Source organism: Neoroseomonas eburnea (assembly GCF_018129005.1).
Lineage (GTDB): Bacteria > Pseudomonadota > Alphaproteobacteria > Acetobacterales > Acetobacteraceae > Neoroseomonas > Neoroseomonas eburnea.
The window spans coordinates 59,121-82,319 of the sequence record NZ_JAAEDL010000015.1 but is presented as its reverse complement, the minus strand read 5'-3'; the positions used below and the strand labels follow the sequence as shown (position 1 = coordinate 82,319).

22 protein-coding genes and 1 tRNA gene are annotated in these 23,199 nt (G+C 72.6%); 13 read left to right on the top strand and 10 right to left on the bottom strand.

Annotated elements, in window-relative coordinates:
• The first annotated feature begins 131 nt into the window (after positions 1-131).
• From phnA to GXW74_RS15940, 7 genes are all read left to right on the top strand, one after another.
• On the top strand, positions 132-1,421 hold the full coding sequence (gene phnA, locus GXW74_RS15970) for a phosphonoacetate hydrolase (protein ID WP_246523462.1): 1,290 nt from the start codon (positions 132-134) through the stop codon (positions 1,419-1,421).
• The gene (locus GXW74_RS15965) at positions 1,418-2,719 is read left to right on the top strand and encodes an alkaline phosphatase family protein (RefSeq protein ID WP_246523461.1); all 1,302 of its coding nucleotides are present in this window, start codon (positions 1,418-1,420) and stop codon (positions 2,717-2,719) included. Before phnA ends, GXW74_RS15965 begins: the two co-directional genes overlap by 4 nt.
• Positions 2,716-4,257, top strand: a complete 1,542-nt coding sequence (locus GXW74_RS15960) for an ABC transporter substrate-binding protein (protein WP_246523460.1) — start codon at positions 2,716-2,718, stop codon at positions 4,255-4,257. Before GXW74_RS15965 ends, GXW74_RS15960 begins: the two co-directional genes overlap by 4 nt.
• A 4-nt stretch (positions 4,258-4,261) precedes the next feature.
• Positions 4,262-5,110 carry an ABC transporter permease gene (locus tag GXW74_RS15955; protein WP_211847521.1) on the top strand — a complete coding sequence of 283 codons (849 nt, stop codon included), beginning with the start codon at positions 4,262-4,264 and terminating at the stop codon, positions 5,108-5,110.
• Complete coding sequence (locus GXW74_RS15950) at positions 5,107-6,018, top strand: ABC transporter permease (RefSeq protein WP_338148253.1); 912 nt, start codon at positions 5,107-5,109, stop codon at positions 6,016-6,018. The genes GXW74_RS15955 and GXW74_RS15950 overlap by 4 nt, the downstream gene beginning before the upstream one ends.
• On the top strand, positions 6,015-7,619 hold the full coding sequence (locus GXW74_RS15945) for a dipeptide ABC transporter ATP-binding protein (RefSeq protein WP_211847520.1): 1,605 nt from the start codon (positions 6,015-6,017) through the stop codon (positions 7,617-7,619). Before GXW74_RS15950 ends, GXW74_RS15945 begins: the two co-directional genes overlap by 4 nt.
• Positions 7,620-8,639: 1,020 nt before the next feature.
• The gene (locus GXW74_RS15940; protein WP_211847519.1) at positions 8,640-8,918 is read left to right on the top strand and encodes a hypothetical protein; all 279 of its coding nucleotides are present in this window, start codon (positions 8,640-8,642) and stop codon (positions 8,916-8,918) included.
• Positions 8,919-9,120: 202 nt separating this feature from the next.
• On the opposite strand, the gene GXW74_RS15935 is transcribed toward GXW74_RS15940, so the two are convergent.
• Positions 9,121-9,197, bottom strand: a tRNA-Arg gene (locus GXW74_RS15935).
• Positions 9,198-9,307: 110 nt separating this feature from the next.
• Here GXW74_RS15935 and GXW74_RS15930 point away from each other — a divergent pair.
• A complete protein-coding gene (locus tag GXW74_RS15930; protein ID WP_211847518.1) occupies positions 9,308-9,838 on the top strand; it encodes a GNAT family N-acetyltransferase in 531 nt (176 codons plus the stop codon).
• Positions 9,839-9,869: 31 nt separating this feature from the next.
• The gene (locus GXW74_RS15925; protein ID WP_211847517.1) at positions 9,870-11,582 is read left to right on the top strand and encodes a cation:proton antiporter domain-containing protein; all 1,713 of its coding nucleotides are present in this window, start codon (positions 9,870-9,872) and stop codon (positions 11,580-11,582) included.
• A 62-nt stretch (positions 11,583-11,644) separates the two neighbouring features.
• On the opposite strand, the gene GXW74_RS15920 is transcribed toward GXW74_RS15925, so the two are convergent.
• Complete coding sequence (locus tag GXW74_RS15920; protein ID WP_211847516.1) at positions 11,645-12,550, bottom strand: EamA family transporter; 906 nt, start codon at positions 12,548-12,550, stop codon at positions 11,645-11,647.
• A 45-nt stretch (positions 12,551-12,595) separates the two neighbouring features.
• The gene (locus GXW74_RS15915; protein ID WP_211847515.1) at positions 12,596-12,757 is read right to left on the bottom strand and encodes a DUF1127 domain-containing protein; all 162 of its coding nucleotides are present in this window, start codon (positions 12,755-12,757) and stop codon (positions 12,596-12,598) included.
• Positions 12,758-13,007: 250 nt separating this feature from the next.
• Between GXW74_RS15915 and GXW74_RS15910 the strand changes: the two genes are divergently transcribed.
• Positions 13,008-14,624, top strand: a complete 1,617-nt coding sequence (locus GXW74_RS15910; protein ID WP_211847514.1) for a winged helix-turn-helix domain-containing tetratricopeptide repeat protein — start codon at positions 13,008-13,010, stop codon at positions 14,622-14,624.
• Here GXW74_RS15910 and GXW74_RS15905 read toward each other — a convergent pair.
• The 5 genes from GXW74_RS15905 to GXW74_RS15885 form a co-directional block, all read right to left on the bottom strand.
• Entirely contained in the window at positions 14,609-14,764 is a 156-nt protein-coding gene (locus GXW74_RS15905; RefSeq protein WP_211847513.1) for a hypothetical protein, read from the bottom strand. The genes GXW74_RS15910 and GXW74_RS15905 overlap by 16 nt on opposite strands.
• A 114-nt stretch (positions 14,765-14,878) precedes the next feature.
• The gene (locus tag GXW74_RS15900; protein ID WP_338148252.1) at positions 14,879-15,322 is read right to left on the bottom strand and encodes a MaoC family dehydratase; all 444 of its coding nucleotides are present in this window, start codon (positions 15,320-15,322) and stop codon (positions 14,879-14,881) included.
• Positions 15,319-16,455 carry an NAD(P)/FAD-dependent oxidoreductase gene (locus tag GXW74_RS15895; RefSeq protein WP_211847512.1) on the bottom strand — a complete coding sequence of 379 codons (1,137 nt, stop codon included), beginning with the start codon at positions 16,453-16,455 and terminating at the stop codon, positions 15,319-15,321. The genes GXW74_RS15900 and GXW74_RS15895 overlap by 4 nt, the downstream gene beginning before the upstream one ends.
• 16 nt (positions 16,456-16,471) lie before the next feature.
• Positions 16,472-17,704, bottom strand: coding sequence for an NAD(P)-binding domain-containing protein (locus tag GXW74_RS15890; RefSeq protein WP_211847511.1), 1,233 nt, complete (start codon positions 17,702-17,704; stop codon positions 16,472-16,474).
• Positions 17,705-17,760: 56 nt separating this feature from the next.
• A complete protein-coding gene (locus tag GXW74_RS15885) occupies positions 17,761-18,363 on the bottom strand; it encodes an OsmC family protein (protein WP_211847510.1) in 603 nt (200 codons plus the stop codon).
• A gap of 464 nt (positions 18,364-18,827) precedes the next feature.
• On the opposite strand from GXW74_RS15885, the gene GXW74_RS15880 reads away from it, so the two are divergent.
• The 3 genes from GXW74_RS15880 to ltnD all read left to right on the top strand — a co-directional run bounded on the left by GXW74_RS15880 (position 18,828) and on the right by ltnD (position 21,377).
• On the top strand, positions 18,828-19,772 hold the full coding sequence (locus tag GXW74_RS15880; RefSeq protein WP_246523459.1) for a ketopantoate reductase family protein: 945 nt from the start codon (positions 18,828-18,830) through the stop codon (positions 19,770-19,772).
• A gap of 107 nt (positions 19,773-19,879) precedes the next feature.
• A complete protein-coding gene (locus GXW74_RS15875; RefSeq protein WP_211847508.1) occupies positions 19,880-20,338 on the top strand; it encodes a MarR family winged helix-turn-helix transcriptional regulator in 459 nt (152 codons plus the stop codon).
• A gap of 145 nt (positions 20,339-20,483) precedes the next feature.
• Positions 20,484-21,377, top strand: coding sequence for an L-threonate dehydrogenase (gene ltnD, locus GXW74_RS15870; RefSeq protein ID WP_211847507.1), 894 nt, complete (start codon positions 20,484-20,486; stop codon positions 21,375-21,377).
• 107 nt (positions 21,378-21,484) lie between these two features.
• Here the strand turns inward: ltnD and GXW74_RS28415 are convergent, their stop codons facing one another.
• A complete protein-coding gene (locus GXW74_RS28415) occupies positions 21,485-21,823 on the bottom strand; it encodes a cupin domain-containing protein (RefSeq protein ID WP_211847506.1) in 339 nt (112 codons plus the stop codon).
• On the bottom strand, positions 21,820-23,166 hold the full coding sequence (locus tag GXW74_RS15860; RefSeq protein ID WP_211847505.1) for an amidase: 1,347 nt from the start codon (positions 23,164-23,166) through the stop codon (positions 21,820-21,822). The genes GXW74_RS28415 and GXW74_RS15860 overlap by 4 nt, the downstream gene beginning before the upstream one ends.
• Between the last annotated feature and the right edge of the window lie 33 nt (positions 23,167-23,199).

The following is a 23,199-nucleotide window of genomic DNA, read 5'->3' as shown; positions in this document are numbered from 1 at the left end:
CAGGTGGCGGTTCTGTTGCAGTTCAGTTGCGCGGCGCCGCGCAATCCCCGGAATGCCGACTATTCTTCATTCGCCTCATAGCCGCGATTCGACGAGAACTCACCCGCAAGGCTGAGGTCGAGAAGCACGGCATGGACGCGGCGATGGATCGATACGGCAGCGCCGCGGAAGCGCTGGTCGTGAACGGGCGCAGCTACCGCGCTCCGCAGGCGCCGGTCGCGGTGATCTGCCTCGACGGCTGGGATCCCGCCTATCTCGACCTCTCGCTGGCGGCGGGGGAAATGCCGGCGATCGCGCGCTGCGCGGCCAGGGGATTCCTCGGCGGCGCCACCTCGGCCATGCCGAGCTTCACCAATCCGAACAACCTGTCGATCGTCACCGGGGCGCCGCCCGCAGTGCATGGCGTCTCGGGCAATTTCTACCTGGATCGCCGGACCGGCGAGACCGTCATGGTCACCGGCGACGAGGAGCTGCGGGCGCCGACCATCCTTGCCGCCATGGCCGGGGCGGGCGTGCCGACGGCGGTGGTCACGGCCAAGGACAAGCTGCGCCGCGCGCTGGCGAAGGGCCTGCCGATCGGCCCCTGCGGCATCGCCGTCTCGGCCGAGAAGGCGGACCAGGCGCAGGCCGCGACGCATGGCGTGGGCGACCTGCCGGCGCTGGTCGGCGCGCCGGTGCCGGACCAGTATTCGGCGGAGCTCTCCCTCTTCGTGCTCGATGCGGGGCTGGCGCTGCTGCGCGCCGGGGCCGCGCGGCTGCTGTATCTCTCGCTCTCCGACTACGTGCAGCACCGCTATGCACCGGAGGCCGCGGAGGCGCGGGCCTTCCTGCGCGCGGTCGACGCGCGCATCGGCGCGCTGGTCGCCGCCGGCGCGGTGGTCGCCGCCACCGCCGACCACGGCATGACCGACATGGCGCGGCCGGACGGCACGCCCAATGTCGTCTTCCTCGGCGATCTGCTCGATGCGCGCTTCGGTGCTGAGGCGGCGCGGGTGATCTGCCCGATCACCGACCCCTTCGTGCGCCACCACGGCGCGCTGGGTGGCTTCGTGCGCGTGCACCTCGCCCCGGGCGTGGCCGATGCGGCCGAGGTGACCGACTTCCTGCGCGGCGTCCCCGGCGTCCATCTGGCGCTTCCCGGCGCCGAGGCCTGCGCGCGCTTCGATCTCGCGCCGGAGATGGAAGGCGACGTGACGGTGCTCGGCGCGCGTGGCGTGGCGCTCGGCGCGCGCGCGGCGGAGCACGACCTGTCGAAGCTCGCGGGGGAGCGTCTGCGCTCGCACGGCAGCAGCTTCGAGCAGCCGGTGCCTTTCCTCGTCTCCGCGCCGCTTGCGCCGGGCTGGCTCGCGGATCACCCGGCGTTGCGCAACTACGACATCTTCGACGCGGTGCTGAACGGCACGGCGGGAGAAGCGGCATGAGCGGCGTGCGTCGCGTCGTCGCCGTGGTGCTCGACGGGCTGCGGCGGGACCAGGTGCTGCCCGCCGACACCCCCGCGCTGGCCGGCTTCGCCCAGGCGGCCACGCGCTACGCCGCGCATCGTTCGGTGTTCCCGTCCGCCACGCGGGTCGTCTCCGCCTGCTTCGCGACGGGCTGCTGGCCGGCGCGGCATGGCCTCGCCGGCAATGGCGTGGCCCTCATGGAACAGGGACGGCTGGTGCCGCATGATGTCGGCCGGCCGGACTTCATGGATCGGCTGCGGGCGGTGCGCGGGCGTACGCTGCTGGTGCCGACGCTCGCCGAGCGCCTCGCGGCGGCGGGCCGTGAGGCGATGGTGTTCAGCAATGTCTCGCCGGGCGCCGCCCGTGCCCATGACCCGGATGGCCATGGCTGGGTGCTGCACCGCGCCTGGGCGCACGGGCCCGGGCTGCGCCCGCTCTCCGGCGCCGAGGCGGTGGCCGACGTCACGCTCGATGCCGCCGGCGACGTGCGGCTGACCGATGCGTTCCTGGCGCGTGCCCTGGACGGGCGAAAGGCCGCGCTCGCCGTGCTCTGGCTCGGCGAGCCCGATGCCTCGCAGCACGCCCATGCGCTCGGCTCGCCGCCGGTGCGGGCGGCGATCGCCGCCGCCGATGCCTGCTTCGCCCGGGTGCGTGCCGCGGTGGCGGAACGCCGCGCGGCCGGCGAGGACATCCTGCTCGTCGCCTGTTCCGACCATGGGCACCAGACCGTGCGCGAGGTGGTGGACATCGAGGCGGAGTTCGTCGCCGCCGGGCTCAAGCGCGGCTCCGGGGACGACACGCTGGTCTCGGTGTCGAACGGCACCTCCGCGCTGGTCTACCTGCACCCCGATCGCGCGGCCGATGCGCCCGCCGTGCTGCGCTTCCTCGCGTCGCGCCCCTGGGCGGGGCGCGTGCTGGCCGGTGCGGCGCTCGCGGAAGTCGGGCAGGCGGCGGCCGATGGCCTGCTCTGCGCCGTCTCCATGGCGAGCGACGATGCGGTCAACGGCCATGGCGTGCCGGGCTCCGCCTTCGCCGCCAAGCCCGCCGCCGGAAAGCCGGACCGGCTGGGCTGCGGCCAGCATGGCGGGCTCGGCGAGGCCGAGCAGGCCCCCTTCCTGATGATCGAGGGCGACGGCTTCGCGCCTGGCGCCACGCAGGCGGCGCCGACCAGCCCCGTCGACCTTGCCCCCACCTTCCTGCGCCACCTCGGCCTGCCGGCCGAAGGTTGCGACGGGAAGCCCCTGCAGTCTTCCGCACCAGGAGCCAGCGACCGATGATGATTCCTGACCTCTCCCGCCGCGGCCTGCTGCTTGGCGGTGCCGCGCTCGCGGCGCCCCGCGGCGCGCTGGCCCAGCCGGCGGCGCCGCGCAGCGGCACGCTGAAGATCAGCACGCTCGGCCTCGACACCGCCGATCCTCACCGCCACACCGGCTCGATCGCCGTGCAGCAGGCCTATGTCGAGGGCCTCACCAGCATCGCCGCCGACGGCTCCGTCGAACCCTTTCTCGCCGAGGCCTTCGAGACCACCCATGGCGGCCGCGTCATCACCCTGCGCCTGCGCGAGGGCGTGCGCTTCCACGACGGCAGCGCGATGACCTCCGCCGAGGTGCTGGCGAATTTCGAGCGCTACCGCACCCGCATCCGCGGCGGCATGCTTGCCGAGCCGATGCGCCAGGCCGAGGCGGTCGAGGCACCGGACGCGCGTACCATCGTGGTGCGGCTGAAGGACCCCTACGCGCCCTTCCTGCACCTCTGCTCCGAGTTCTGGGTGGTCTCGCCCAACTCCCCGGGCTGGGATGCGACGATCACCCGCCCGATCGGCACCGGCCCCTTCACCTTCGGCACCTGGGTGCCGAATGCCCGCTTCCACGCGCCGGCCTTCGAGCAGTACTGGCAGCCCGGCAAGCCGCAGCTCGCCGCCGTCGAGTTCGACCTGCGCGAGAGCGGCGACCCGTCGCTCGCGCTGCGCGCCGGCGACCTGCACATCGCCTCGGTCGGGCGCGACCGGCTCACGACGCTGTCGCGCGATCCGAACATCCGCATCGGCAAGCTGAAGGACATCCAGTGGTTCTTCGTCGCCTTCAACAACCGCAACCCGCGCGCGCCCTTCGATGACATCCGGGTGCGCCGCGCCGTCGCGCATGCGCTCGACAAGCCGGGCTTCATGCGCTTCGTCGCCGGCACGGACGGCATCGTCACCAACCAGATGGTGATCCCAGGCAACGCGAATTTCGACCGCGCGCTGCACGAGGCCGATCCCTATGCCCGTCCCGACATGGACCGCGCGCGTGCCCTGCTGCGCGAGGCCGGCGTCGATCCGGCGCGCATCCGTGTCGAGATGATCTCCTGGCAGAATTCCTACGCGCAGGTCGCGGCGCAGATGGTCTCGCGCCTCGGCTTCCAGGTGAATCACGTGCCGCTCGACGACATCGGCGCGCAGCGCCGCGCGGGGCAGTACGACTGGGATCTCGCGGTGTTCTCCTCCGGTCCGCGGCCCGACGTGTTCCTCCGCTACGTGCGGCTGATGAGCAACGGGCCGAACCCGGTGCTGTGGGGCGGCATCCAGGATGCCGAGCTCGATGCGATGATCCGCGCCGCGGTGGCGGAGCCCGACCAGGCGCGGCGCGCGGCGCTCTACAACACCGCCTATCGCCGGGTGCTCGAACGCCACTACTTCGTCGTGCTCGGCCACAGCCAGAACCTGATCGCGCAGCGCGCCGAGGTGCAGGGCTGGGATCCGGGCTTCACTTGGTCGCCGCACTGGGCGTCGGGCGGCATCGCGCAGGTGAGCCTCGGCTCGCGCGCGCGGGGCTGAGACGATGTCGGCGAGCCTTGCCGCCCCGCCGCCACGCTGGCCGCTCGGCAGCCTGGCGGCGGCTGGGCTCGTCGGCCTCGTCCTGCTGCTGGCGGTGTTCGGGCGGTGGCTGACGCCCTTCGATCCGCTGGCGCAGGACCTGCTGTCGATCAACCAGGAACCTGACGCGGTCCATTGGCTCGGCACCGACCATCTCGGGCGGGACGTGCTGGCGCGGCTGGCGGCGGGCGCGCGGCTCACGCTGCTGACCGGGGTCGGAGGCGCGCTGATCGCCTTCGGGCTCGGCGCCGGCCTCGGGCTGGTGGCGTTGGCGCTGGGCGATCCCCTGCGCAGCCTGGTCCTCGGCTTCTTCGACCTGCTCCGCGCGCTGCCGGGCATCCTGGTGGCCATCCTGCTGGTCGCCGCGCTGTCGCCCGGGCCGGGGGCGGTGATGCTCGCCCTCGGCCTGACCTTCGCGCCGATGGTGGCGGAGGTGGTCCGCGGCTCCTTCGCGCGCGAGACGGCGGCGGACTACGTCGCGGCGGCGCGCGTCTTCGGGCTGTCGCGCCTCGCGGTCACCTGGCGGCACATCCTGCCCAACATCGCGGGCACGCTGCTCACCATGGCGGCGATCATCCTGCCGCGCTGCATCGTGACCGAGAGCGTGCTGTCCTTCCTCGGCCTCGGCGGCGCGCCCGACATCCCCTCCTGGGGGCGGATGATCGCCGATGCCGCGGAATTCGCCGAGGAGGCGCCGCATGCGGTCGCCGTCCCGGTGCTCGCGCTGTCGCTGTTCACGCTGTCGCTCTCGCTGGTCGGCGCGCGCATCCGCAGCCTGGCCGATCCGCTGCAGCGGGCGGGGGGTGCGCGGTGAGCGGCGCGCTCGGCCTCGCCCTGCCGACGCTGCGCGCGCTGGGGCTGGTCGCGGCCATCACCGTGCTGGCCTTCCTCTGCATCGGCGCCGTTCCCGGCGACGTGGTGGATGTGCTGGCGCTGCAGGGAGACCTGACGGCGGACCAGCAGGCCGCGCTGCGCGAGGAGATGGGCGTCGGCCGGCCGCTGCACGAGCGCTTCCTCGCCTGGCTCGGCCCCGCGCTGCGGGGCGAGTTCGGCCAGTCGCTGCGCTTCGGCCTGCCGGTGTCGGAGCTGATGTGGAACGCGTTGCCCACCACGCTGAAGCTGGCGGGGCTGTCCTTCGGGATCGGGCTGCTGCTCGCCTTTGTCGTCGCCGTCGGCGCGATCGCGCGGCCGCGCTCGGCGCTGCCGGCGCTGGTGCAGGCGGTGAACATCTGGTCCGTCGCGGTGCCCACCTTCTGCGTCGGCATCGCGGCCATCCTGGTGTTCTCGATCTGGCTGGGATGGCTGCCGGTGATCGGCAATCTCTGGGTGCCAGCGCTCATTCTGGCGATCGACAGGGCCGGCGAATTGGTGAAGCCGCTCTATGACGAGCTGAAGGAACAGCAGGGCGCGCCGCATGTGCGGGCGGCGCGCGCCAAGGGGCTTTCGGCCTGGCGCATCGGCGTCGTGCATGTGTTGCCGGGCGCGGTGCCGGTGCTGCTGGCGCTTTCCTCCGTGGGCCTCGCCGGGCTGCTGGGCGGCTCGCTCACCATGGAGGTGCTGTTCGGCCTGCCGGGCATCGGCAGCCTGACGCTCAACGCCGTGCATGGGCGCGACTGGCCGCTGCTGCAGGCGGTGGTGGTGCTGCTCGCGACCGGCGTGGTGCTGATCAACGCGCTGGCCGACCTGCTGCATCGCCTGGTGGATCCGAGGCCGCGCCGATGAAGGACACGCCCCTGCTCGAGATCGAGAACCTCGCCATCGCCTTCGGCACGGCGCCGCCCGTGGTCCAGGATGTCTCCTTCCGCATCGGCCTCGGCGAGACCTTCGGCGTGGTGGGGGAATCGGGCAGCGGGAAGTCGCTGTCGGCCTTCGCCGTGCTCGGCCTGCTGCCGCCCGGGGCGCGCGTCCTCGAAGGCAGCTCGATCCGCTTCGAGGGGCGGGAACTCGTGGGCCTGTCCGACGCCGCGCTGCGGCCGCTGCGTGGAGCGCGCATCGCCATGGTGTTCCAGGACCCGATGGTGTCGCTGACGCCCACGCTGCGCGCCGGCGCGCAGGTGGCCGAGGCGGTGCGCCAGCACCGCCGGCTGCCGCGTGCCGGGGTGCGCGCGCGGGTGGCGGAGCTGTTCACGGAAGTCGGCCTGGATCCCGCGCTGGCGGGGCGCTACCCGCACCAGCTGTCCGGCGGGCAGCAGCAGCGGGTGATGATCGCCTCGGCGCTGGCGGGGGACCCCGCCCTGCTGCTGGCCGACGAACCCACCACGGCGCTCGACGCCACGGTGCAGGCGCAGGTCCTCGACCTGCTGGACGGGCTGGTGCGCCGCCGCGGGCTTTCCATGCTCTTCGTCTCGCACGACCTTGCCGTGGTTGCGCGCATGGCGCGCCGGGTCGCCGTCATGCAGGGCGGGCGGCTGGTGGAGCAGGGGCCGGTTGGGCAGGTGCTCGGCTCGCCGCAGGCGGAGGAGACGCGCGCGCTGCTCGCCGCCCGGCGTGGGCTTGGCTGTGCCGCCCCGCTGCCGCCGGCGCCGGAGGCGATCCTGCGCGTCGAGGAACTGGCGGTGGACTATCCGGGTGCGGGGCCGTTCGCCCGGCCGGTCCGCACGGTCAGCGGCGTGTCGCTGGCGGTGGCGCCGGGGCGGGTGCTCGGCCTGGTCGGCGAATCGGGCAGCGGCAAGACGACGGTCGCGAAGGCGCTGGTGGGGCTGGTGCGGCCGGCGGCGGGGCGGATCACCCTCGACGGCCAACCCCTGCCGACTGGCCTTGGCGGGCGGCGCCAGCCCCTGGCGCAGCGCGTGCAGATCGTGTTCCAGAACCCCTACGGCTCGCTCAGCCCGCGCCGGACGATCGCCGCCACCCTGGCCGAACCGCTCGAACTGCTTGGGGTGCCCGCGGCGGAGCGGAAGGACCGCGCCGCCGTGGCCCTGCAGGAGGTCGGGCTGCCGGCCGGGCATCTGGCGCGCTTCCCGCACCAGCTCTCCGGCGGGCAGAGGCAGCGCATCGCCATCGCGCGCGCGCTGCTCGCCGAGCCCAGCGTGCTGATCTGCGACGAGGTGGTGTCCGCCCTCGACATGGCGACGCAGCTCCAGGTGCTGCGCCTGCTGCGCGAGGTGCAGGCGCGGCGGCGGCTCGCCATGCTGTTCATCACGCATGACCTCGAAGTGCTCGCGCACCTGGCCCAGGAGGTGGTCGTGATGCGGCGGGGCCGGGTGGTGGAGGCCGGGCCGACGGGGCAGGTGCTGGGGGCGCCGCTCGAGGGCTACACGCGGGAACTGGTGGCGGCCATGCCGAGGCTTCCGCAGGCGGATCGCATCGCGGTCCCGGTGTGAGAGCCGCTTGAGAATGCGCCGAGTGGCGCATTCTCGATGCCGGCACCGGCGGCATCCCACCCGGCCGCCCGACGACAGCATCCTGGATGGGTATTCGGGTGGCGGTGTGGGCCACGGTGCCGGCATTCTCAGACAGCTTCTGAGCCGAGCCGGCCTTGGCCAACCCCGCACCGACGGCCCGGGGGCACCGGAAGGATGCGGTGCGTGCCAATGCCGCGGTTTCCAGGATGTCCACCGAATCTGTGGATAAGCCTGCGGAAAAGCCCCGCGTCTTGTACCGTAAGTATCTGGAATCTCGGAGTGGTCTACCGGTTGAATGGTGCCGTCGCATGCAATTCAAAGGCTTGAAATGGCTGGACCTTGCTGATTCGTGTCAAGGCATCGGCCTCGTCGCGGCGGCCATACTGGGAGTCAAGTCCTCTCTGGGGATAATTCTCCCGATCGGGCGCCATTCGTGGTCCGGATGCGAATGATCCACTTGCGGGATGTGGCGCGGGGACCGCGCCACCATGCGGGGGCGAGCGCCCGCCGGCGACCGCGCGGCATCTGCTGCACCACACCGTACGGGATCGCCATCGCCACCGCAGGAGAGCAGAATCGGGTCATCCTTGCCCAGCACCACGGGGGTCCTCCGACCGCGCGGCGATGGTCTGCCCGTCGCGGTCGATGATGCACCTGTTGCCGGCGCCCGAGTCGCCTGGTCTTCCGCCGGAGCTTTATCGGCGCCTTCAGGACGCGGGCCACGAGCGGCGGCTTCATGCAGGGGCGGATTGCGCTTCCTGCCGGTATCCTGTTGCGGGTTCCCGGCCGCCGCCTAAGTCGGGCCACGGTCAGGACGCTTGCCGAATACGGCATTTCGTCGGCTTGATGACGATAAGAATAACTTCATGACCATGGATTCAACGACTGCCTGTGCCATCGATCCGATCGGCGCCTTCGCGGACGAAGCTCTGCCCGAGTTGCGCCGCCAGCCGGCGTTCCACCCGCAACAGGTGGTGCGGTGCGCCGACACCGCCGGATGTGCGGATCAACGGCGACGAACTGGTGAAGCCGCGCGGAAGCCCGCTCAAGCCTGTGGCCGGCTTGGACGATCCCCGCTTCAACAACGTGCTGCTCAATGCCGTTGCGCAAACGCTCTGGGTGCCATTCGGCCTGACCGAAGAACGCCGAACCGACCTTGTCGGCGCGGCGCTCACCGCGGTGCGCGGCTTCAATCCGCGCGATGAGGTTGAGGGGATGATGGCCGCGCAGGCGGTGGCGCTGCATCACGCGGCGATGGAGTGCGGGTTGCGACGGTGAAGGCCGAGGGCAGCCTTCCTCTGACGACCGGCGGGCGGATTGACCTGGCCGAACTGGTGCGGCGCGGATGGCGGAGGACGCGGCAGCCGAGGCGGGCGCCTGAGTGGTAGCGGGGCGAACCGATCCGCGCCCCGTCGCTACCTACCTGCTACCTTGGCTGTTTCGGGCTTCGGCGGCAAACTTGCCATGTGCTTGAAAAGACTGGCGGACCCGATACGATTCGAACGTACGACCTCTGCCTTCGGAGGGCAGCGCTCTATCCAGCTGAGCTACGGGTCCGGCCCCGCTCCCATAGCCCAGCCCGGCCGGCGAAGGAAGCCCCGCGCCGACGTACCAGCCCGGTGGTCGTCCATCTTCCCGCCCGGGCGAGGACCGGCGACCCTGGCGCCATGACCGCTCTGCTGATCCGCGACAGTCGCGACGACGATATCCCCGCCATCACCGCGATCTACGGCCATTGGGTGACCCACGGCCTCGCCAGCTTCGAGCTGGAGCCCCCCGACGCCGCCGAAATGGCTCGCCGCCGTACCGCCGTGCTGGCCGCCGGCTACCCCCATATGGTGGCCGAACGCGACGGCCGGATCGTCGGCTACACCTACGCCTCCGCCTACCGGCCGAGGCCCGCCTACCGCTTCGCCGTGGAGAATTCCGTCTATGTCGCACCGGGCGCGACGCGAGGCGGTACGGGCGCGACGCTGCTCGACTCTCTGATCGCCGCCTGCACCGCGAAGGGCTTCCGGCTGATGATCGCGGTTATCGGCGATTCCGCCAACTATGCCTCGGTCGGCTTGCATGAACGTGCCGGCTTCGCCCGCGCCGGCCTCTTGCCGGCGGTCGGCTGGAAGCACGGGCGTTGGGTGGACAGCATATTGATGACGCGTCCGCTCGGCGAAGGCGCGACGACTCCGCCGCACGGCTGACGCAGCCGCGCAACCGTCTATCCTGCCGGCAATGACCCATGCCGGCCCCCTGGTCGCGACCCTCGTGGTCGCGCTTGCCCTCGCCTTTGCCCTTGGCTTCGCGACGAGGCTGCTGCGGTTGCCGCCGCTTCTTGGCTACATCGCGGCAGGCGTCGCGGTCGGGCCATATACGCCGGGCTTCGTTGCTGACCCGGACATTGCTGGGGCGCTGGCGGATATCGGCGTGGCGCTGCTGCTCTTCACCGTCGGCCTGCATTTCCGCGCGCGGGACCTCGTCGCGGTCTGGCAGGTCGCGCTGCCCGGGGCGCTCGCGCAGATCGCCGCCGGCACGGCGATCGGCGCCGCGGCGGGGGCGTTGGTGCTCGGCCTCGGCTGGAGCGCGGCGCCGGTCTTCGGCCTGGCGCTCGCCATTTCCTCCACCGCCGTCGCCACGCGTGCGCTGGAGGAGAAGGGGCGGCTCTCCGGGGAAGCCGGGCGCATCGCGCTTGGATGGCTCGTGATGCAGGACCTGGTGGTGGTCCTCGCCCTGGTCCTGCTGCCGGTCCTCGCCGGTACCGGCGCGCAGGATTCGCTCGGCGAACGGCTGCTCGGCACGGCGATCGAACTCGCCGCCTTCCTTGTCGCCATGGCCTTCGGGGGGCGCGTGCTCCTGCCGCGGCTGCTCGATCTGGTGGCGCAGACCGGCTCGCGTGAGCTCTTCACCCTGGCGGTGATCGCCATCGCGCTCGGCACCGCCTTCGGCGCGTCGGCGCTGTTCGGCGTCTCCCCGGCGCTCGGGGCCTTCTTCGCCGGCGTGCTGCTGGGGGAAAGCCCGCTCGGCCACCAGGCGGCGGCGGAAACCGTGCCGCTGCAGCGCGTTTTCGTCGCGCTGTTCTTCGTTTCGGTCGGCATGCTGGTGGATCCGGCGGCGATGCTCGCCATGCCCGTCGCCTCGCTGGCGACGCTGCTCGCGGTGCTGCTCGGCACCGGCGGCGTCACCTTCGGCCTGCTGATCCTGATGCGCGTGCCGGTGCCCGCGGCGGCGACGGTGGCCGGGGCGATGACGCAGATCGGCGAGTTCTCCTTCCTGCTCGGCGCGCTCGCCATCGGTTCGGGCGTGCTGCCGGGGACGGTGCGTGGGCCCATCCTGGTGGCGGCGACGCTGACCATCCTGGCCACGCCGCTGATGCAGGCGCTGGCGGATCGGCTCGCGGTACGGATCGAAGGCACCCGGCGGATGCGCGTCTGGCTGATGCGGCGCGGCCGGGCGCGGCTGTCGCATGTCCCGCCGCAGGGGCTCGTGGACCATGCGATCCTGGTCGGGCATGGCCGCGTCGGCCGTGTGGTCGCCGCCGCGCTGCGCCGCCACCGCCAGCCCTATGTCGTGGTGGAGGCCAGCCACGCGGTCGCCGAAGCGCTGCGCGCCGAAGGCGTACCGGTGGTCTGGGGCGACGCGACACGGATCGAGGTGCTGAAGGCCGCGCGGCCGGAGACGGCCAGGCTGATCGTCCTTGGCATGCCGGATGGCGCGGGATGCCGGCGGGTTCTCGCCATGGCGCGCGCCATGAACCCGACGATCACGGCCGCCGCCCGCGCGCATGACGAGGAGGAAGCCGCCTTCCTCGAACGTGAGAAGGGCATGGGCGTGGTCGTGATGGGCGAGCGGGAGATAGCACTCGGCATGGCCGATTTCGCGATGACGCGGCTCGGCGTGGACCCCGCGGCGGCGGCGCGGACGGTCGAGGAACTGCGGGCGGGCCGGTAGGCGGAAGCCAATGTCGCCCGCAACCCGCCTGGCCGGCCAGGCAGTCGATCGGTTCTCCGCCGTCATCGTCCGGTCTGAATGCCCTGCCCGGCCGGAGCACGCGTCGCGAGCACGACGCCGACACCCGAAGCGAGCACCGCGACGAAGGTGGTGGCATCCGGGACCTCCCCCAGCAGGCCCATGCCCGCGAGTGTCGCCGCCGCCGGGCTGAGGCTGCCGAAGGCGGCGGCGCGGGATGCGCCCAGCCGTGCCACCGCCATCGCGAAGGCGACCGGCGCCAGGAGGCCCGGCCCAAGCCCCTGGAAGGCCGCCTGCGCGGCGATGTCGCCCCAGCTCGCCCGCTCCAGGCACGGTTCCATCGCCAGGACATGGACAGGCCCGAGGCACAGCACCGACCCCGCGCTGACGAAGGCCGCCGCTTCCCATGCGCCGAGGCCGCTCCGCCGCAGCGCGACGGTGTAGGCTGCCGAGAGCGCCGCCGCCGCGAGGAGAAGGAGGTGCCCCGCGGATTCGCCATCCTCCCCCTCGGCAAGGGACGGACCGGCGACGGCCGCCGCCGCGGCGGCGAGCAATGCGAGGCCGGCCCGCCGCGCGGCATGGATGCGTTCCCCCAGCGCGACCGACATGGCCGCGACGCAGAGCGGCATGGTGCCGGGCAGCAATGCGCCGGCCTCCGCCGCACCGGCGATGCGCAGCCCGCTGCCTGCCACCAACACGAAGGGCGCTCCGCCGCCGAGGAGAAGCGTCGCAAGCAGCAGCGCGCCGGTGTTGCGCAACCGCGGCATGGCGCGCAGCAGGACCGGCAGCAGCAGGATCGCCGGCCCGAGGAAGCGCAGCATGGCGATGTCCGCCGGACCGAGGGAAGACGGGCCGGCCACGCCGAGCCTCGTCATCGCCAGCGCACCGCCCCAGGTGGCGGCCGCCGTCAGCCCGGCCGCAATGCCGAGCGCGGTGGACGTGGTGGGCATGATTTGCCACTCCGGGCTTGCCCGGCGGCGGGCGACGCCTTCGCGTCAGTCCCGCCACCAGGGCTTCGCGGCCTCCGCCGCCGCTGCGTCCTGCGTCATGCCGATGTCCTTCAGCAGCCGCGCATCCATCTCGATCAACAGCCGACGGCCGCGAGCGCGTTCGCGCCACATCGCAAGGTTGCCGAACAGGTCGCCGATGGTGGTCATGGTCCGATCTCCTCTCCGTTGCTGCCGCCGTCGCCATCGCCGCGGCGCGTCTCTTGTGCCGCGCGTGCCGGTGCGCGCGCTTGGCGGAGAACTGGCCGATGCATGGAGATTTGCTGGAGATCACTCCGCGCGCCGCGAGGTCTTCTGAAAGGTTGAGCCAGGGGCACGAGGCGCGGATAATCCGCGCACCGCGCCGGATGGCGCAGAGATCAACCCAATGCGGGTTCATGCATGGCCAGGGAGGATGTCGATGTCCCTCGCCTTCTCAGGGCACGAGGTGGATTTGCGCCGCCAGGAGCTGCGGCGCGACGGGTCGCGCGTGCATGTGGAGCCGCAGGTCTTCGACCTGCTGCTGCATCTGGTGCGCAACCGGGATCGCGTCGTCAGCAAGGATGAACTGCTCGATGTGGTGTGGAACGGCCGCATCGTCTCCGAGGCGGCGCTGAGCAGCCGCATCAACGCCGCGCGCAAGGCGGTGGGCGACGACGGCGATCGCCAGGCGCTGATCAAGACCATCCACAAGCGCGGCTTCCGGTTCATCGCCGACGTCACCGAGCTGCCGGAGGCGCAGGCGCAGGCGCGGGCGCCGGAAGCATCCGCCGCGACGCCGGCCGAAGCGCCGCTCGCCGAACGCTCCAGCCGTCCTTCGGTCGTCGTGCTGCCCTTCGCCAACCTCAGCACCGAACCCGATACCGACTACTTCAGCTACGGCCTGACCGAGGACGTGATCCGCCTGCTCGCGCGCCATCGCTGGATGGACGTGCTGAGCCGCCACACCGCCGTCGCCTTCCGCGGGAAGGAGGTGGACGCGCGCGAGATCGGCGCGGCCTTCGGCGTCCGCTACCTGGTGCATGGCAGCGTCGCCAAGCGCGGCGATCGCGTGCGTCTGGCCGCCGACCTGGTCAGCGCGGAGACCGGCAACCAGCTCTGGTCGGAGACCTACGACCTCGCGCTGGCGGACGTGCTCGACGTGCAGCGCGCGATGGCCGAGCAGATCGCGGCAGCGATCGAGCCCGAGCTCGCGCGGCTCGAACGGGAAGCGGCGGTGCGGCGCCCTCCGGTGAACCTCGGCGCGTGGGACTGCTACCAGCGCGGGCTGTTCCACCTCTGGGGCTTCACCTCCCCCGGCATGGCGGAGGCGGAGGCGATGTTCCGCCGCGCCATCGAGCTCGACCCGGGCTTCGCGCGCGCGCACGGCGCCCTCGCCTATGTGCTGCTGCAGGAAACCGTGGTCGGCGAGCACGAGAGCCGCGAGGCCCTGCTCGACGAAGCCCTGCGCCTCAGCCGCAGCGCGGTCGCGCTCGACGCCCAGGACTGCATGAACCTCTGCGTGCTCGGCCGCGTGCATGCCTTCCGCCACGACTACGAGGAGGCGATCGCGCTGCTCGAGCAGGCGGTCGTGTTGAACCCCAGCTTCGCGCAGGCGCATTTCGCGCTGGGCTGCACCATGGTCTGGAGCGGTCGTTCGCGGGACGGCATCGCGCATCTCGGCCGGGCGATCGAGCTCAGCCCGCGCGACCCGCACCTGTCGAGCTTCCACGCCGCGCGCGCCCTCGCGCACATCCAGCTGCGCGACTTCGCGGAGGCGGTGGAATGCGCGCGCCGCGCGACGCGCGTGCCGAACGCCAAGCTGTGGCCGCACATGATGCTGGTCGCCGCGCTCGGCCTGATGGGGCGCATCGAGGAGGCGCGCCGCGCCCTGCCCGCGCTGCTCGAGAAGGCGCCGGCCTACACGCTCGCCGACGCGCGTTCGGACTTCTTCTTCTGCGCGGATGAGGCGCTCGTCGAGCTTTGCCTCGAAGGGCTTCGGCGGGCGGGGCTGAAGGCGCCGTCGCCCGCCGGGGTCGAGGTTCAGCCCGGCGGATAGAGCAGCGCGAGCTCGTCCTTCCAGGACAGCGCCGTGGGCCTGGCGCGGCGTTCCGCCAAGGGCTTGCCGGCGATGTGACGGAACCATTCGGGCCCGCTCCAGCGGTCGCCCGGGATCTTCTCTGCGGTGAACTCGGCCATGGCGGCTCTCCTCGCTGCGGCCCCGGCCAGGATGGGCGGGGTGGCGCAGTCTCCCCACCGCCGCTATGCGGCGCTTGGAGGCAGCGTTGCGGCGGCGTGGAGATGTCCTGGAGATCAGGCCGGGGCGCGCAGCGGCGCGGTCCAGGTCACGGCGGTGCCCGTCAGGCAGGCGTCGCCCTCGGCATTGCGGATGGTGGTGGCGAGGGTGCAGATCGGCTTGTCGTCGCGCACCGAGACGATCTCGACGCGCGCGGTGATCTCCTCGCCCACGCGCACCGCCTTCACGAAGCGCCATTCGACGCCGAGGAAGACCGTGCCGGGACCGGGGAGGTCCTCCGCCACCACGGCGTTGAGCAGGCCGGAGGTGACGCCGCCCTGCACGATCAGCCCGCCGAAGGGCGAGGCCGTCGCGAGCGCCGCGTCGTAGTGCAGCGGGTTGCGGTCGCCGGTGATGGCGGTGAAGGCCTCGACATCGGCCATGGAGGTGCGTCGCGTGCGCTCGACCGTCTGGCCGGCCTGCGGGCGGCCGGCGATGGTGCGCGCCCAGGGATCGCTCACGGCACCGGCTCCGCCGCCAGCGCCGCCACTTCCCGCTTCATCGCCGTATTGAGGGCGAGATGCATCGCCTTCGCCTCCTCCAACGTCCAGCGATAGCTGGCGATCTCGTCCGTCACGCGAAAGAGGGGCAGGGAGAGATCGTCGCGTCGCGCGGCGAAGCGGGCGAAGGCGGCGTCGGTGCCCTCGGTGGCGGCCTCGGCGAGCAGGGCCGCGTCGCGCAGCGCATCGGTGATGCCGTGCGCCGTGATGGGATCCTTGAAGTAGCCGGCATCGCCGATCAGCGCCCAGCCCGGACCGGCAGCCTGGCGCAGGAAGCCCCGGCGGCCGGCGAAAGCCACCAGCGCATCGTCGGGGGCGCTGGCGGCGACCTCCTCGGCGAGCGAGGGGGAGACCTCGCGCAGGATCCGGTGCATCGCGTGGAGGCGGTTGCCGCGCATCTCCACGCGGGCGTGGTCCGCCGACACCGAAGCGAAGACGCAGTGGCGCCCGGCATTGGTCGGGATACGCCCGGCGCTGGCGCCGATTCCGTAGTGCCAATGCGTGCCGGTGTCCGCGAGGCCGGGCCAGTAGCCGTAAACGACGGCCGCGGCATGGCGCGCCGTCTCCATCACCGGCGCGCCCGCCAGCCGCGCGACGGTCGAGCCGACGCCGTCCGCGCCGACCACCAGCCCGGCGGCGACGGCGTATTCCTGCCCCGCCTCGTCCACCACCATGGCGCCGGTGACGCGGCCGCCGGCGTCGCGCAGCAGGCCAGTGACGCTGTGGTGGTGGCGCAGCTCCGCGCCGGCCTCCCACGCCGCATCCACCAGCACGCTGTCGAGCAGCGTCCGCCGTGGCGCGATCAGCGCATCGACGCCGTCGCCAGGGCGCAGATCGACAGCGACCGCTTCCGTCCCGTAGTGGAAGGTGGTGCGGCGGATCGGCGGCGTGCCGGCCTCGATCAGCCGCGGCAGCACGCCCCAGCGGTGCAGCAGCATGACCGCCCCGCGCATCAGCGCATGGGTCGAGAGCGTGTCCGTGCCGTAGCCGCCGCGGTCCACCGCGAGCACGCGCAGGCCGCGCCGCGCCATCAGCATGGCGGCGGCGGCGCCGGCGCAGCGGCCGCCGACGACCAGCACATCGAAGCGTTGCATGGCCGGGTTCCTTCCTTCAGGCCGCGGCACGGCCGCGTGCGACGAGGTGGGCGAGGACATGGTCGGCGAGCGCCTCGGCATCGGCGCCGACGCCATCGAGGAAATTGGAATTGCGCCGACGCAGGAAGCGCAGCCCAAGCACGTAGAGCCCGGGCGAGGGGGTGACGCCGCCCTGGTGGCGGATCTCGCCCGCCGCATCGAGCACGGGCACCTGGAGCCAGGCATAGTTGCGCCGGAAGCCGGTGGCCCAGAGCACGGTGCGGATGCCCTCGGCCGCCAGGTCGATCTCCGGCGGGGAGGGGGCGAAGGGCGGCAGCGGCGCCGGACGCCGCTCGCGCGGCGCGCCGGCCGCATCCGCCACCGCGTCCAGCCTCGCGAGCAGCCGGTCCAGCGTGCGCTGCGCGGCCGCGGTCGTGTCCGGCAGGTCGTCGCGCAGCAGCACGCGGCCCTGCGAGACGGTCTCCACCCGGCCGACGACGCGCACGCCGATGCCGCGCAGCACGCCGAGGTCGAGGCTCGCATGGTCCGGCCGGCCGACCAGTTGCAGGGAGGGCTGTGCCCGCGCGGCGGTGAGGTCGCGCACCTCCTCCGCGCGCTCCGCCAGCACGCCGGCGCGGTCCATCCAGTCGAGGATGTCGCGCCCGCGCCAGCGCCGCGGCAGTCGCGTGTGGCGGCCGACGGCGAGGGTGACGGGCCGGCCGGAGCGATGGATCTCCTCGGCGAGCTGCACGCCGGAGGCAGAGGCGCCGACCACCAGCACGCCGCCCGGTGGAAGCTGCCCCGGGTTGCGGTAGGAGGCGGGCGTGACCTGGCGGACCGCCTTCGGCAGCGTAGCGGCGATGGCAGGGATATGGGGCAGGTCGCATTGCCCGGTGGCGACGACCACGGCGCGCGCCGCCCAGGCGCCGGCGCCGGTCTCGACCAGGTAACCGAAGGGGCCGCGGCGCAGGGCGTGGACGGCGACGCCGGCCTCCACGGGTGCCGCGGACGCATAGCCTTCGAGATGGGCGATCACCTCGGGCATGGTCATGAAGCCCTCCGGATCGGGGCCGCGGTAGGACCAGCCGGGCAGGCGGCTCATCCAGTTCGGGGTGAGCAGGCGGAGGCTGTCCCAGCGTTCGCGGCGCCAGCGTTCGGCGACACGGCCGCGCTCGAGCACGACGTGGTCGATGTCGCGCGCGGCGAGGCAATGGCTCATGGCAAGCCCGGCCTGGCCGGCGCCGATGACGATGGCGTCGGTGGTCCGCATGATGTCCTCCGCTGGGCGGGGGCCGGCGGCGGGGGCGCGCCGCCGGCAGGGTCCGATCAGGCCTCCACGGCGATCGAGACCGGCACGCCGTTGGTCAGGATGTCGAAGACCGCGGAGCGGGCCTGCGACTGGGCGACCAGTGCCTTCAACGTCTCGGGCGGCGCGTCGCCGGCGATCCTGAAGGTCACGCGCACGTCGTCGAAGCCGTTCCGTACCTTGTCGGACAGGCCGAGGATGCCCTGCAGGTCGATGTCGCCCTCGACCTCGGCTTCGATGGAATGGAGCTTCACGCCGCGCACGGCGGCGATGTTGGCGATGCCGGCGGTCAGGCAGCCGGCCAGGCCGTGCAGGATCCATTCGACGGGGGTCGGGCCTTCGTCCTCGCCGCAGAGCACGGCCGGATGGTCGCTGTGCGCCATGGTGGCGGCCTTGTGGGCGTGCTCCCCGCCGGCGCCGGAGAAGCCGAGCATGGTGCCCTGCATGTGGGTGCCGGCCTTCCATTGCCCGTGGGCGCGGAACTGGAACTTGGCGAGCTGCGGCTGGCCGGCGACGACGCCGATGGTGGCGAGCAGGGCGGGGGTGTTGACGCCGTTGAGGGGTGGCTTCTCCTTCTTCGCGACGGGAGCGGCCATTTCGGCGGGGGCGGTGACGACGTTCATGATGGGCCTCCTGGGGTTGGCCGTACGGCGCGCGGCCATGCGGCGGGTTGCAGCCGGTGTTCGCGTCCTGCTGCTGGGCCGTGGCGCGATGCCCGGGCTGCCTCGAGGACGTGACCGGGACCCTACGCAGCCGCTGCGGAGGCGGCTTGGAGACCGCCTTCAGGAAGTCTTGGGAAGTCGTGGATTCGCATGGGCTCCCACCCCCTCGACCTCCTGTCATCCCGAACGGCCTTCCCCGGTCATTCCCCAAGCGACAAGGGAGGGGATGGGCGGAGGAGGTGCTCCTCACCCGCTCTCTTCCGCGTGGCGCGATCGCCACCTAGTCTTCCGATTCCGAAGCGCTGCGGACTTCGGGACGAGGGCACAGGGCATCGCTTGCGGTGTCCTGCCTGTCCGCTCCGTTTGCCGCCGACGCAGCCGAACTGCGCGGCCAGGCGGCGCCAATCGAAGGGGGGATGCGATCCATGCGCGTGCTGGTGCTGGGTGCCGGTGCCCTCGGCGGCTATTTCGGCGGAAGGCTGGCCGAGGCCGGGACGGCGGAGGTCGCCTTCATGGTCCGCCCCGCGCGCCGCGCCGTGCTGCACCGTGACGGCCTGCGCATCGAAAGCCCCTTCGGCGCCTGGGAAGGCCGGGTCGCGACCCTCACGGCGGCGGAGGCGAAGCCCGGCTGGGACGTGATCCTGCTGTCCTGCAAGGCCTACGACCTGGAGGATGCGATCGGTGCGATCCGCCCGGCGGTGGATGCGCGCACGGCGGTCCTGCCGGTGCTGAACGGGTTGTCGCATCTCGACCGCCTTGCGGCGGAATTCGGCGCGGCGCGCCTTCTCGGGGGCTTGGCGAAGATCCAGGCGACGCTCGCGCCCGACGGCACGGTGCGGCAGCTCAATGACTGGCGCTGGTTGACCTTCGGCGAGCGCGACGGCGCGATGTCGGACCGGGTGCGCGCGCTGGAGGCTGCCTTCGCGCCGGCCAGGGGCGTGGTCGCGCAGGCGGTGCCGGACGTGATGGCGCGCATGTGGGAGAAGCTCGTGCATCTCGGCACCAGTGCCATCGGCACGGTGCTGATGCGCGCCAATGTCGGGGAGATCGTGCGCAGCCCCGGCGGCGGCGCCTTCCTGCTGCGCCTGCTCGAACGCAACCTGGCCATCGCGGCGGCAGCGGGGCATCCGGTGCGCGACGGCTTCCTCGATGAGTACCGCGCGGTTTTCGGCGATCCGCGAAGCGCCTACGCCACCTCGATGCTGCGCGACCTCGAATCCGGCGCGAGGATCGAGGCCGACCATATCCTCGGCTTCCTGCTCGAACGGGCGCGGCGCGCGGGACTGCCGGATGAGTTGCATGAAGCCGCGTATTTGCACGCGAAAGCCTATGAGCAGCGGCGCGACGCCGGACGGCTGCCCGCGTGTTGAGCATCGCTGCAGTGCAGCATCGTGTTGTGTGAGGTAGATTGCACGCAAAGCAAGACTCACGACGTTCCGCGCGTCTAATGTTGCGGTCTCCTGTCGGGTGGCCGGCCATGGACACGCAGAATGCTGCGCCTCGCTTTGTCGACGACTACTTGCTCTCGCTCCTCGCGCGCGCGTCCTACGTCGTCTCCTCGGAGTTCCACGACAGGTTGCGCGCGCGCGGGGTTTCGGTGCCGGTGTGGCGCGTGCTCGCCACACTTTCGGGCGGGGCGGAGACGGTGACCGCGCTCGCCGAGGCCTGCCTGCTGCAGCAGCCGACCATGACCAAGGTTCTCGACCGCATGGAGCGCGAGGGCCTGGTGACGCGTCGGCAGGACACGCGGGACCGCCGCCTGGTGCGGGTGCACCTGGCGGCGCGGGGGGAGGCGCTGGTGGGCGACCTCCTGGCCGCCGCGCGGGCGCATGAGGCGGAGGTGGTGGCGCGCCACCCCGATGCCGGCGCGATCAAGGACCTGCTGCGCGCGCTGATCGCGCGGCAGGGACAGCGACGGCGCGCGCCCGGGGGCTGATCCCATGCCACCGGTGCGGGTGCTGGGGCGCGTCGCGGTCGTGCTGATGGTGGTCTATGCCCTGGTGCAGGTGCTGGTGGCGGTCACGCGTTGACGCGGCGCGGCGGCGCGGCCAGCGTGCCGGGCATCGCGAAGGGGGATCGCCATGAAGGTCGGCGTCATCGGTCTGGGCAGCATGGGCATGGGTGCGGCGCTGAGCCTGCTGCGCGCCGGGCATGACGTCACCGGCTGCGACATGCGCCAGGCGGCGCGGGACGAGTTCGCCGCTGCCGGCGGTGCCGCCGCGGCGCGCGCTGCCGACCTGCCCGAAGACACGGAGGCGGTCGTCGTGCTGGTGGTCAACGCCGCGCAGACCGAGGCCGCGCTGTTCGGCGAAGGCGGCGCGGCGCGACGGCTGAAGCCGGGCGCGGTGATCGTGTCCTCGGCGACGATGGCGCCCGATGCGGCGCGCGCGCTGTCGGCGGAAGCCGAAGGGCGGGGCTTCCTCTATCTCGACGCGCCGGTCTCCGGCGGCGCGGTGAAGGCCCGCGCCGGCGAGATGACGGTGATGGGGGCGGGCAGCGACGCCGCCTTCTCCGCCGCGCAGCCGGTGCTGGACGCGATCGCCACCAGGGTCTGGCGGCTGGGCAGCGAGATCGGCATCGGCGCGACGGTGAAGGTGGTGCACCAGCTTCTGGCCGGCGTGCACATCGCGGTGGCGGCGGAGGCGATGGCGCTCGGCATCCGTGCCGGTGCGGATCCGCGGGCGCTCTATGATGTCGTCACCAGTGCGGCCGGCAATTCCTGGATGTTCGAGAACCGCATGGCCCGCGTGCTGGAGGGTGACGACGCCCCGCGGAGCGCGGTGGACATCTTCGTGAAGGATCTGGGCCTGGTCACGGAGATGGCGCGGGGGCTGGACTTCCCGGTGCCGCTCGCATCCCAGGCGCAGCAGTTGTTCACCGCGGCGCGGGCGATGGGGCAGGGCGGCAAGGACGATGGCTTCGTCATCCGCGTCTGGCAGGCGATGACGGGGATCAAGCTGCCTGGCGACGCCTGATGCCGGCGGCCCCGCCGGCCCGGCGCGCGCCGCTCAGAGACCGTTTGAAATATCCGGCCGGTGCCGGACATGGAAATGCGCCGCACGGCGCTTTTCCAAACAGACCCTCAGCCCGGTCCGGCGGGCAGGTGAAAGGCGAGCCAGATCGTCTCCGCGGTCGGATCGGTCCAGGCGACGCGGTGGCGGCAGCCTGCCGGCAGATGCACCCAGTCGCCAGGCGAAAGCGCATGTTCGGTGCCGTCGGCGAAGGCCAGCCTGGCGCCGCCAGCTACCAGCAGGACGAATTCCGCCCAGCCCTGTTCGTACCATGCGCCGCCGCTGACGGCGCGCGATGCGATCCGCTCCACCCGCGCGCCGCCCGTGCGCGCGAGTTCGACGAAGGTCTCGGTCCCCTCCGTGGCGGGCGAGGGGCCGTCGCGCAGCGAACCGAAGCGCGGTGCCGTCACGCCGCGAGCGCCACCTCCGCCGCCGCCGCGACGGCGAAGAGCCGCGCATCGCCCATGTGTTCGCCGGTCAGCATCAGCCCGACCGGCGCCTCGCCTTCCGCATGGCAGGGAATGCTGATCGAGCAGCGGTCGAGGAAATTCCCGACGCTGGTATTGCGCAGCAGGGCCATGTTGATGCGGTTGTAGGCGGCCTCCTCCTCCACCTCGGCGATGCGCGGCGGCACCAGCGGGACGGTCGGGCAGATCACCGCATCGAAGGGTGCGGTGCGCGGCGCCACGGCTGCGATGATGCGCGCGCGCGCCTCCACCAGCTCCACGTAGTCGGCGGCGGACATCTGCTCGCCGCGGCGGATGCGCTTGAGGATGCGCGGGTCGTAGCGGTCGGCGCCTTCGGCGATCAGGCGGTGGTGCCACGCCCAGGCCTCGCTGGCCGCGAAGCCCCCCGCGGCATTGGCGGCGGGGATCTGTTCGAGTTCCGGCAGATCGAATTCGACGATGTGTGCGCCGGCGGCGGAAAGCCGCGTCAGCGTGCGCCCGAAGACCGCCGCGACGGTGCCGTCCATGCCGTCGGTCAGAAAGGTGCCGCGCGGCAGGCCGAGGCGCAGGCCCTTCAGCGGGATAGACGCCGGCGGCAGGGGATCCTCCGCCCCGGCCATGAAGCCGTCGATGATCGCACAATCGGCGACGCTGCGCGCGAGCGGCCCGGCGGAATCGAGCGAGGGCGCGAGTGGCAGGATGCCGGCGATCGGCACGCGCCTCGCCGTGGGCTTCCAGCCGACCACGCCGCACAGCGCCGCCGGGATGCGGCAGGACCCGCCGGTGTCGGTGCCGAGGCCCGCGAAGCCCATGCCATCTGCGACCGCCACGCCTGCGCCGGCCGAGGATCCGCCGGGCAGCCGGCCCGAGGCGCGGTCCCACGGGCTCCGCGGTGTGCCGTAGTGCGGGTTCACGCCGAGGCCGGAGAAGGCGAACTCGGTCATGTTGGTCCGGCCGAGTATGACGAAGCCGGCGCGGATCAGCCGCTGCACGCTGGGCGCGGTCGCCTTGGCCGCCGGCGCCCCGTTGAGCACGACCGAGCCGGCCTTCGTCGTGACGCCGGCCTCGTCATACAGGTCCTTGATGCTGATCGGGATGCCGGCGAAGGGGCTCGGCGCGCGGCCCGCCGCGCGCAGCGCGTCCATCGCGGCCGCGGCGGCGCGCGCCGTCTGCGCATGGACGGCGGTGAAGGCGCGCGCGCCCTCACCCGACGGGTCGGCGATGCGCGCGAGCGCGGCCTCGGTCAGCGCGGCGGCGGTGGTGCGGCCCGCGCCCAGCGCGGCGGCGGCATCGGCGATCGTCTTCATCTCGGCGCGGCTCCTCCGTGTCGCGTCATGTTC

What these genes read in the sequence shown, in the direction of transcription:
- GXW74_RS15915 (WP_211847515.1), bottom strand. Translation starts at nt 12,757, where the DNA reads ATGACCACCATCGGCGACCTGTTCGGCAACCTTGCGATGTGGCGCGAA.
- GXW74_RS15920 (WP_211847516.1), bottom strand. Translation starts at nt 12,550, where the DNA reads ATGCCCACCACGTCCACCGCGCTCGGCATTGCGGCCGGGCTGACGGCG.
- GXW74_RS15895 (WP_211847512.1), bottom strand. Translation starts at nt 16,455, where the DNA reads ATGCAACGCTTCGATGTGCTGGTCGTCGGCGGCCGCTGCGCCGGCGCC.
- GXW74_RS15955 (WP_211847521.1), top strand. Translation starts at nt 4,262, where the DNA reads ATGTCGGCGAGCCTTGCCGCCCCGCCGCCACGCTGGCCGCTCGGCAGC.
- GXW74_RS15890 (WP_211847511.1), bottom strand. Translation starts at nt 17,704, where the DNA reads ATGCGGACCACCGACGCCATCGTCATCGGCGCCGGCCAGGCCGGGCTT.
- GXW74_RS15965 (WP_246523461.1), top strand. Translation starts at nt 1,418, where the DNA reads ATGAGCGGCGTGCGTCGCGTCGTCGCCGTGGTGCTCGACGGGCTGCGG.
- phnA (WP_246523462.1), top strand. Translation starts at nt 132, where the DNA reads ATGGACGCGGCGATGGATCGATACGGCAGCGCCGCGGAAGCGCTGGTC.
- GXW74_RS15925 (WP_211847517.1), top strand. Translation starts at nt 9,870, where the DNA reads ATGACCCATGCCGGCCCCCTGGTCGCGACCCTCGTGGTCGCGCTTGCC.
- ltnD (WP_211847507.1), top strand. Translation starts at nt 20,484, where the DNA reads ATGAAGGTCGGCGTCATCGGTCTGGGCAGCATGGGCATGGGTGCGGCG.
- GXW74_RS15885 (WP_211847510.1), bottom strand. Translation starts at nt 18,363, where the DNA reads ATGAACGTCGTCACCGCCCCCGCCGAAATGGCCGCTCCCGTCGCGAAG.
- GXW74_RS15905 (WP_211847513.1), bottom strand. Translation starts at nt 14,764, where the DNA reads ATGGCCGAGTTCACCGCAGAGAAGATCCCGGGCGACCGCTGGAGCGGG.
- GXW74_RS15910 (WP_211847514.1), top strand. Translation starts at nt 13,008, where the DNA reads ATGTCCCTCGCCTTCTCAGGGCACGAGGTGGATTTGCGCCGCCAGGAG.
- GXW74_RS15945 (WP_211847520.1), top strand. Translation starts at nt 6,015, where the DNA reads ATGAAGGACACGCCCCTGCTCGAGATCGAGAACCTCGCCATCGCCTTC.
- GXW74_RS15875 (WP_211847508.1), top strand. Translation starts at nt 19,880, where the DNA reads ATGGACACGCAGAATGCTGCGCCTCGCTTTGTCGACGACTACTTGCTC.
- GXW74_RS15930 (WP_211847518.1), top strand. Translation starts at nt 9,308, where the DNA reads ATGACCGCTCTGCTGATCCGCGACAGTCGCGACGACGATATCCCCGCC.
- GXW74_RS15860 (WP_211847505.1), bottom strand. Translation starts at nt 23,166, where the DNA reads ATGAAGACGATCGCCGATGCCGCCGCCGCGCTGGGCGCGGGCCGCACC.
- GXW74_RS15960 (WP_246523460.1), top strand. Translation starts at nt 2,716, where the DNA reads ATGATGATTCCTGACCTCTCCCGCCGCGGCCTGCTGCTTGGCGGTGCC.
- GXW74_RS15880 (WP_246523459.1), top strand. Translation starts at nt 18,828, where the DNA reads ATGCGCGTGCTGGTGCTGGGTGCCGGTGCCCTCGGCGGCTATTTCGGC.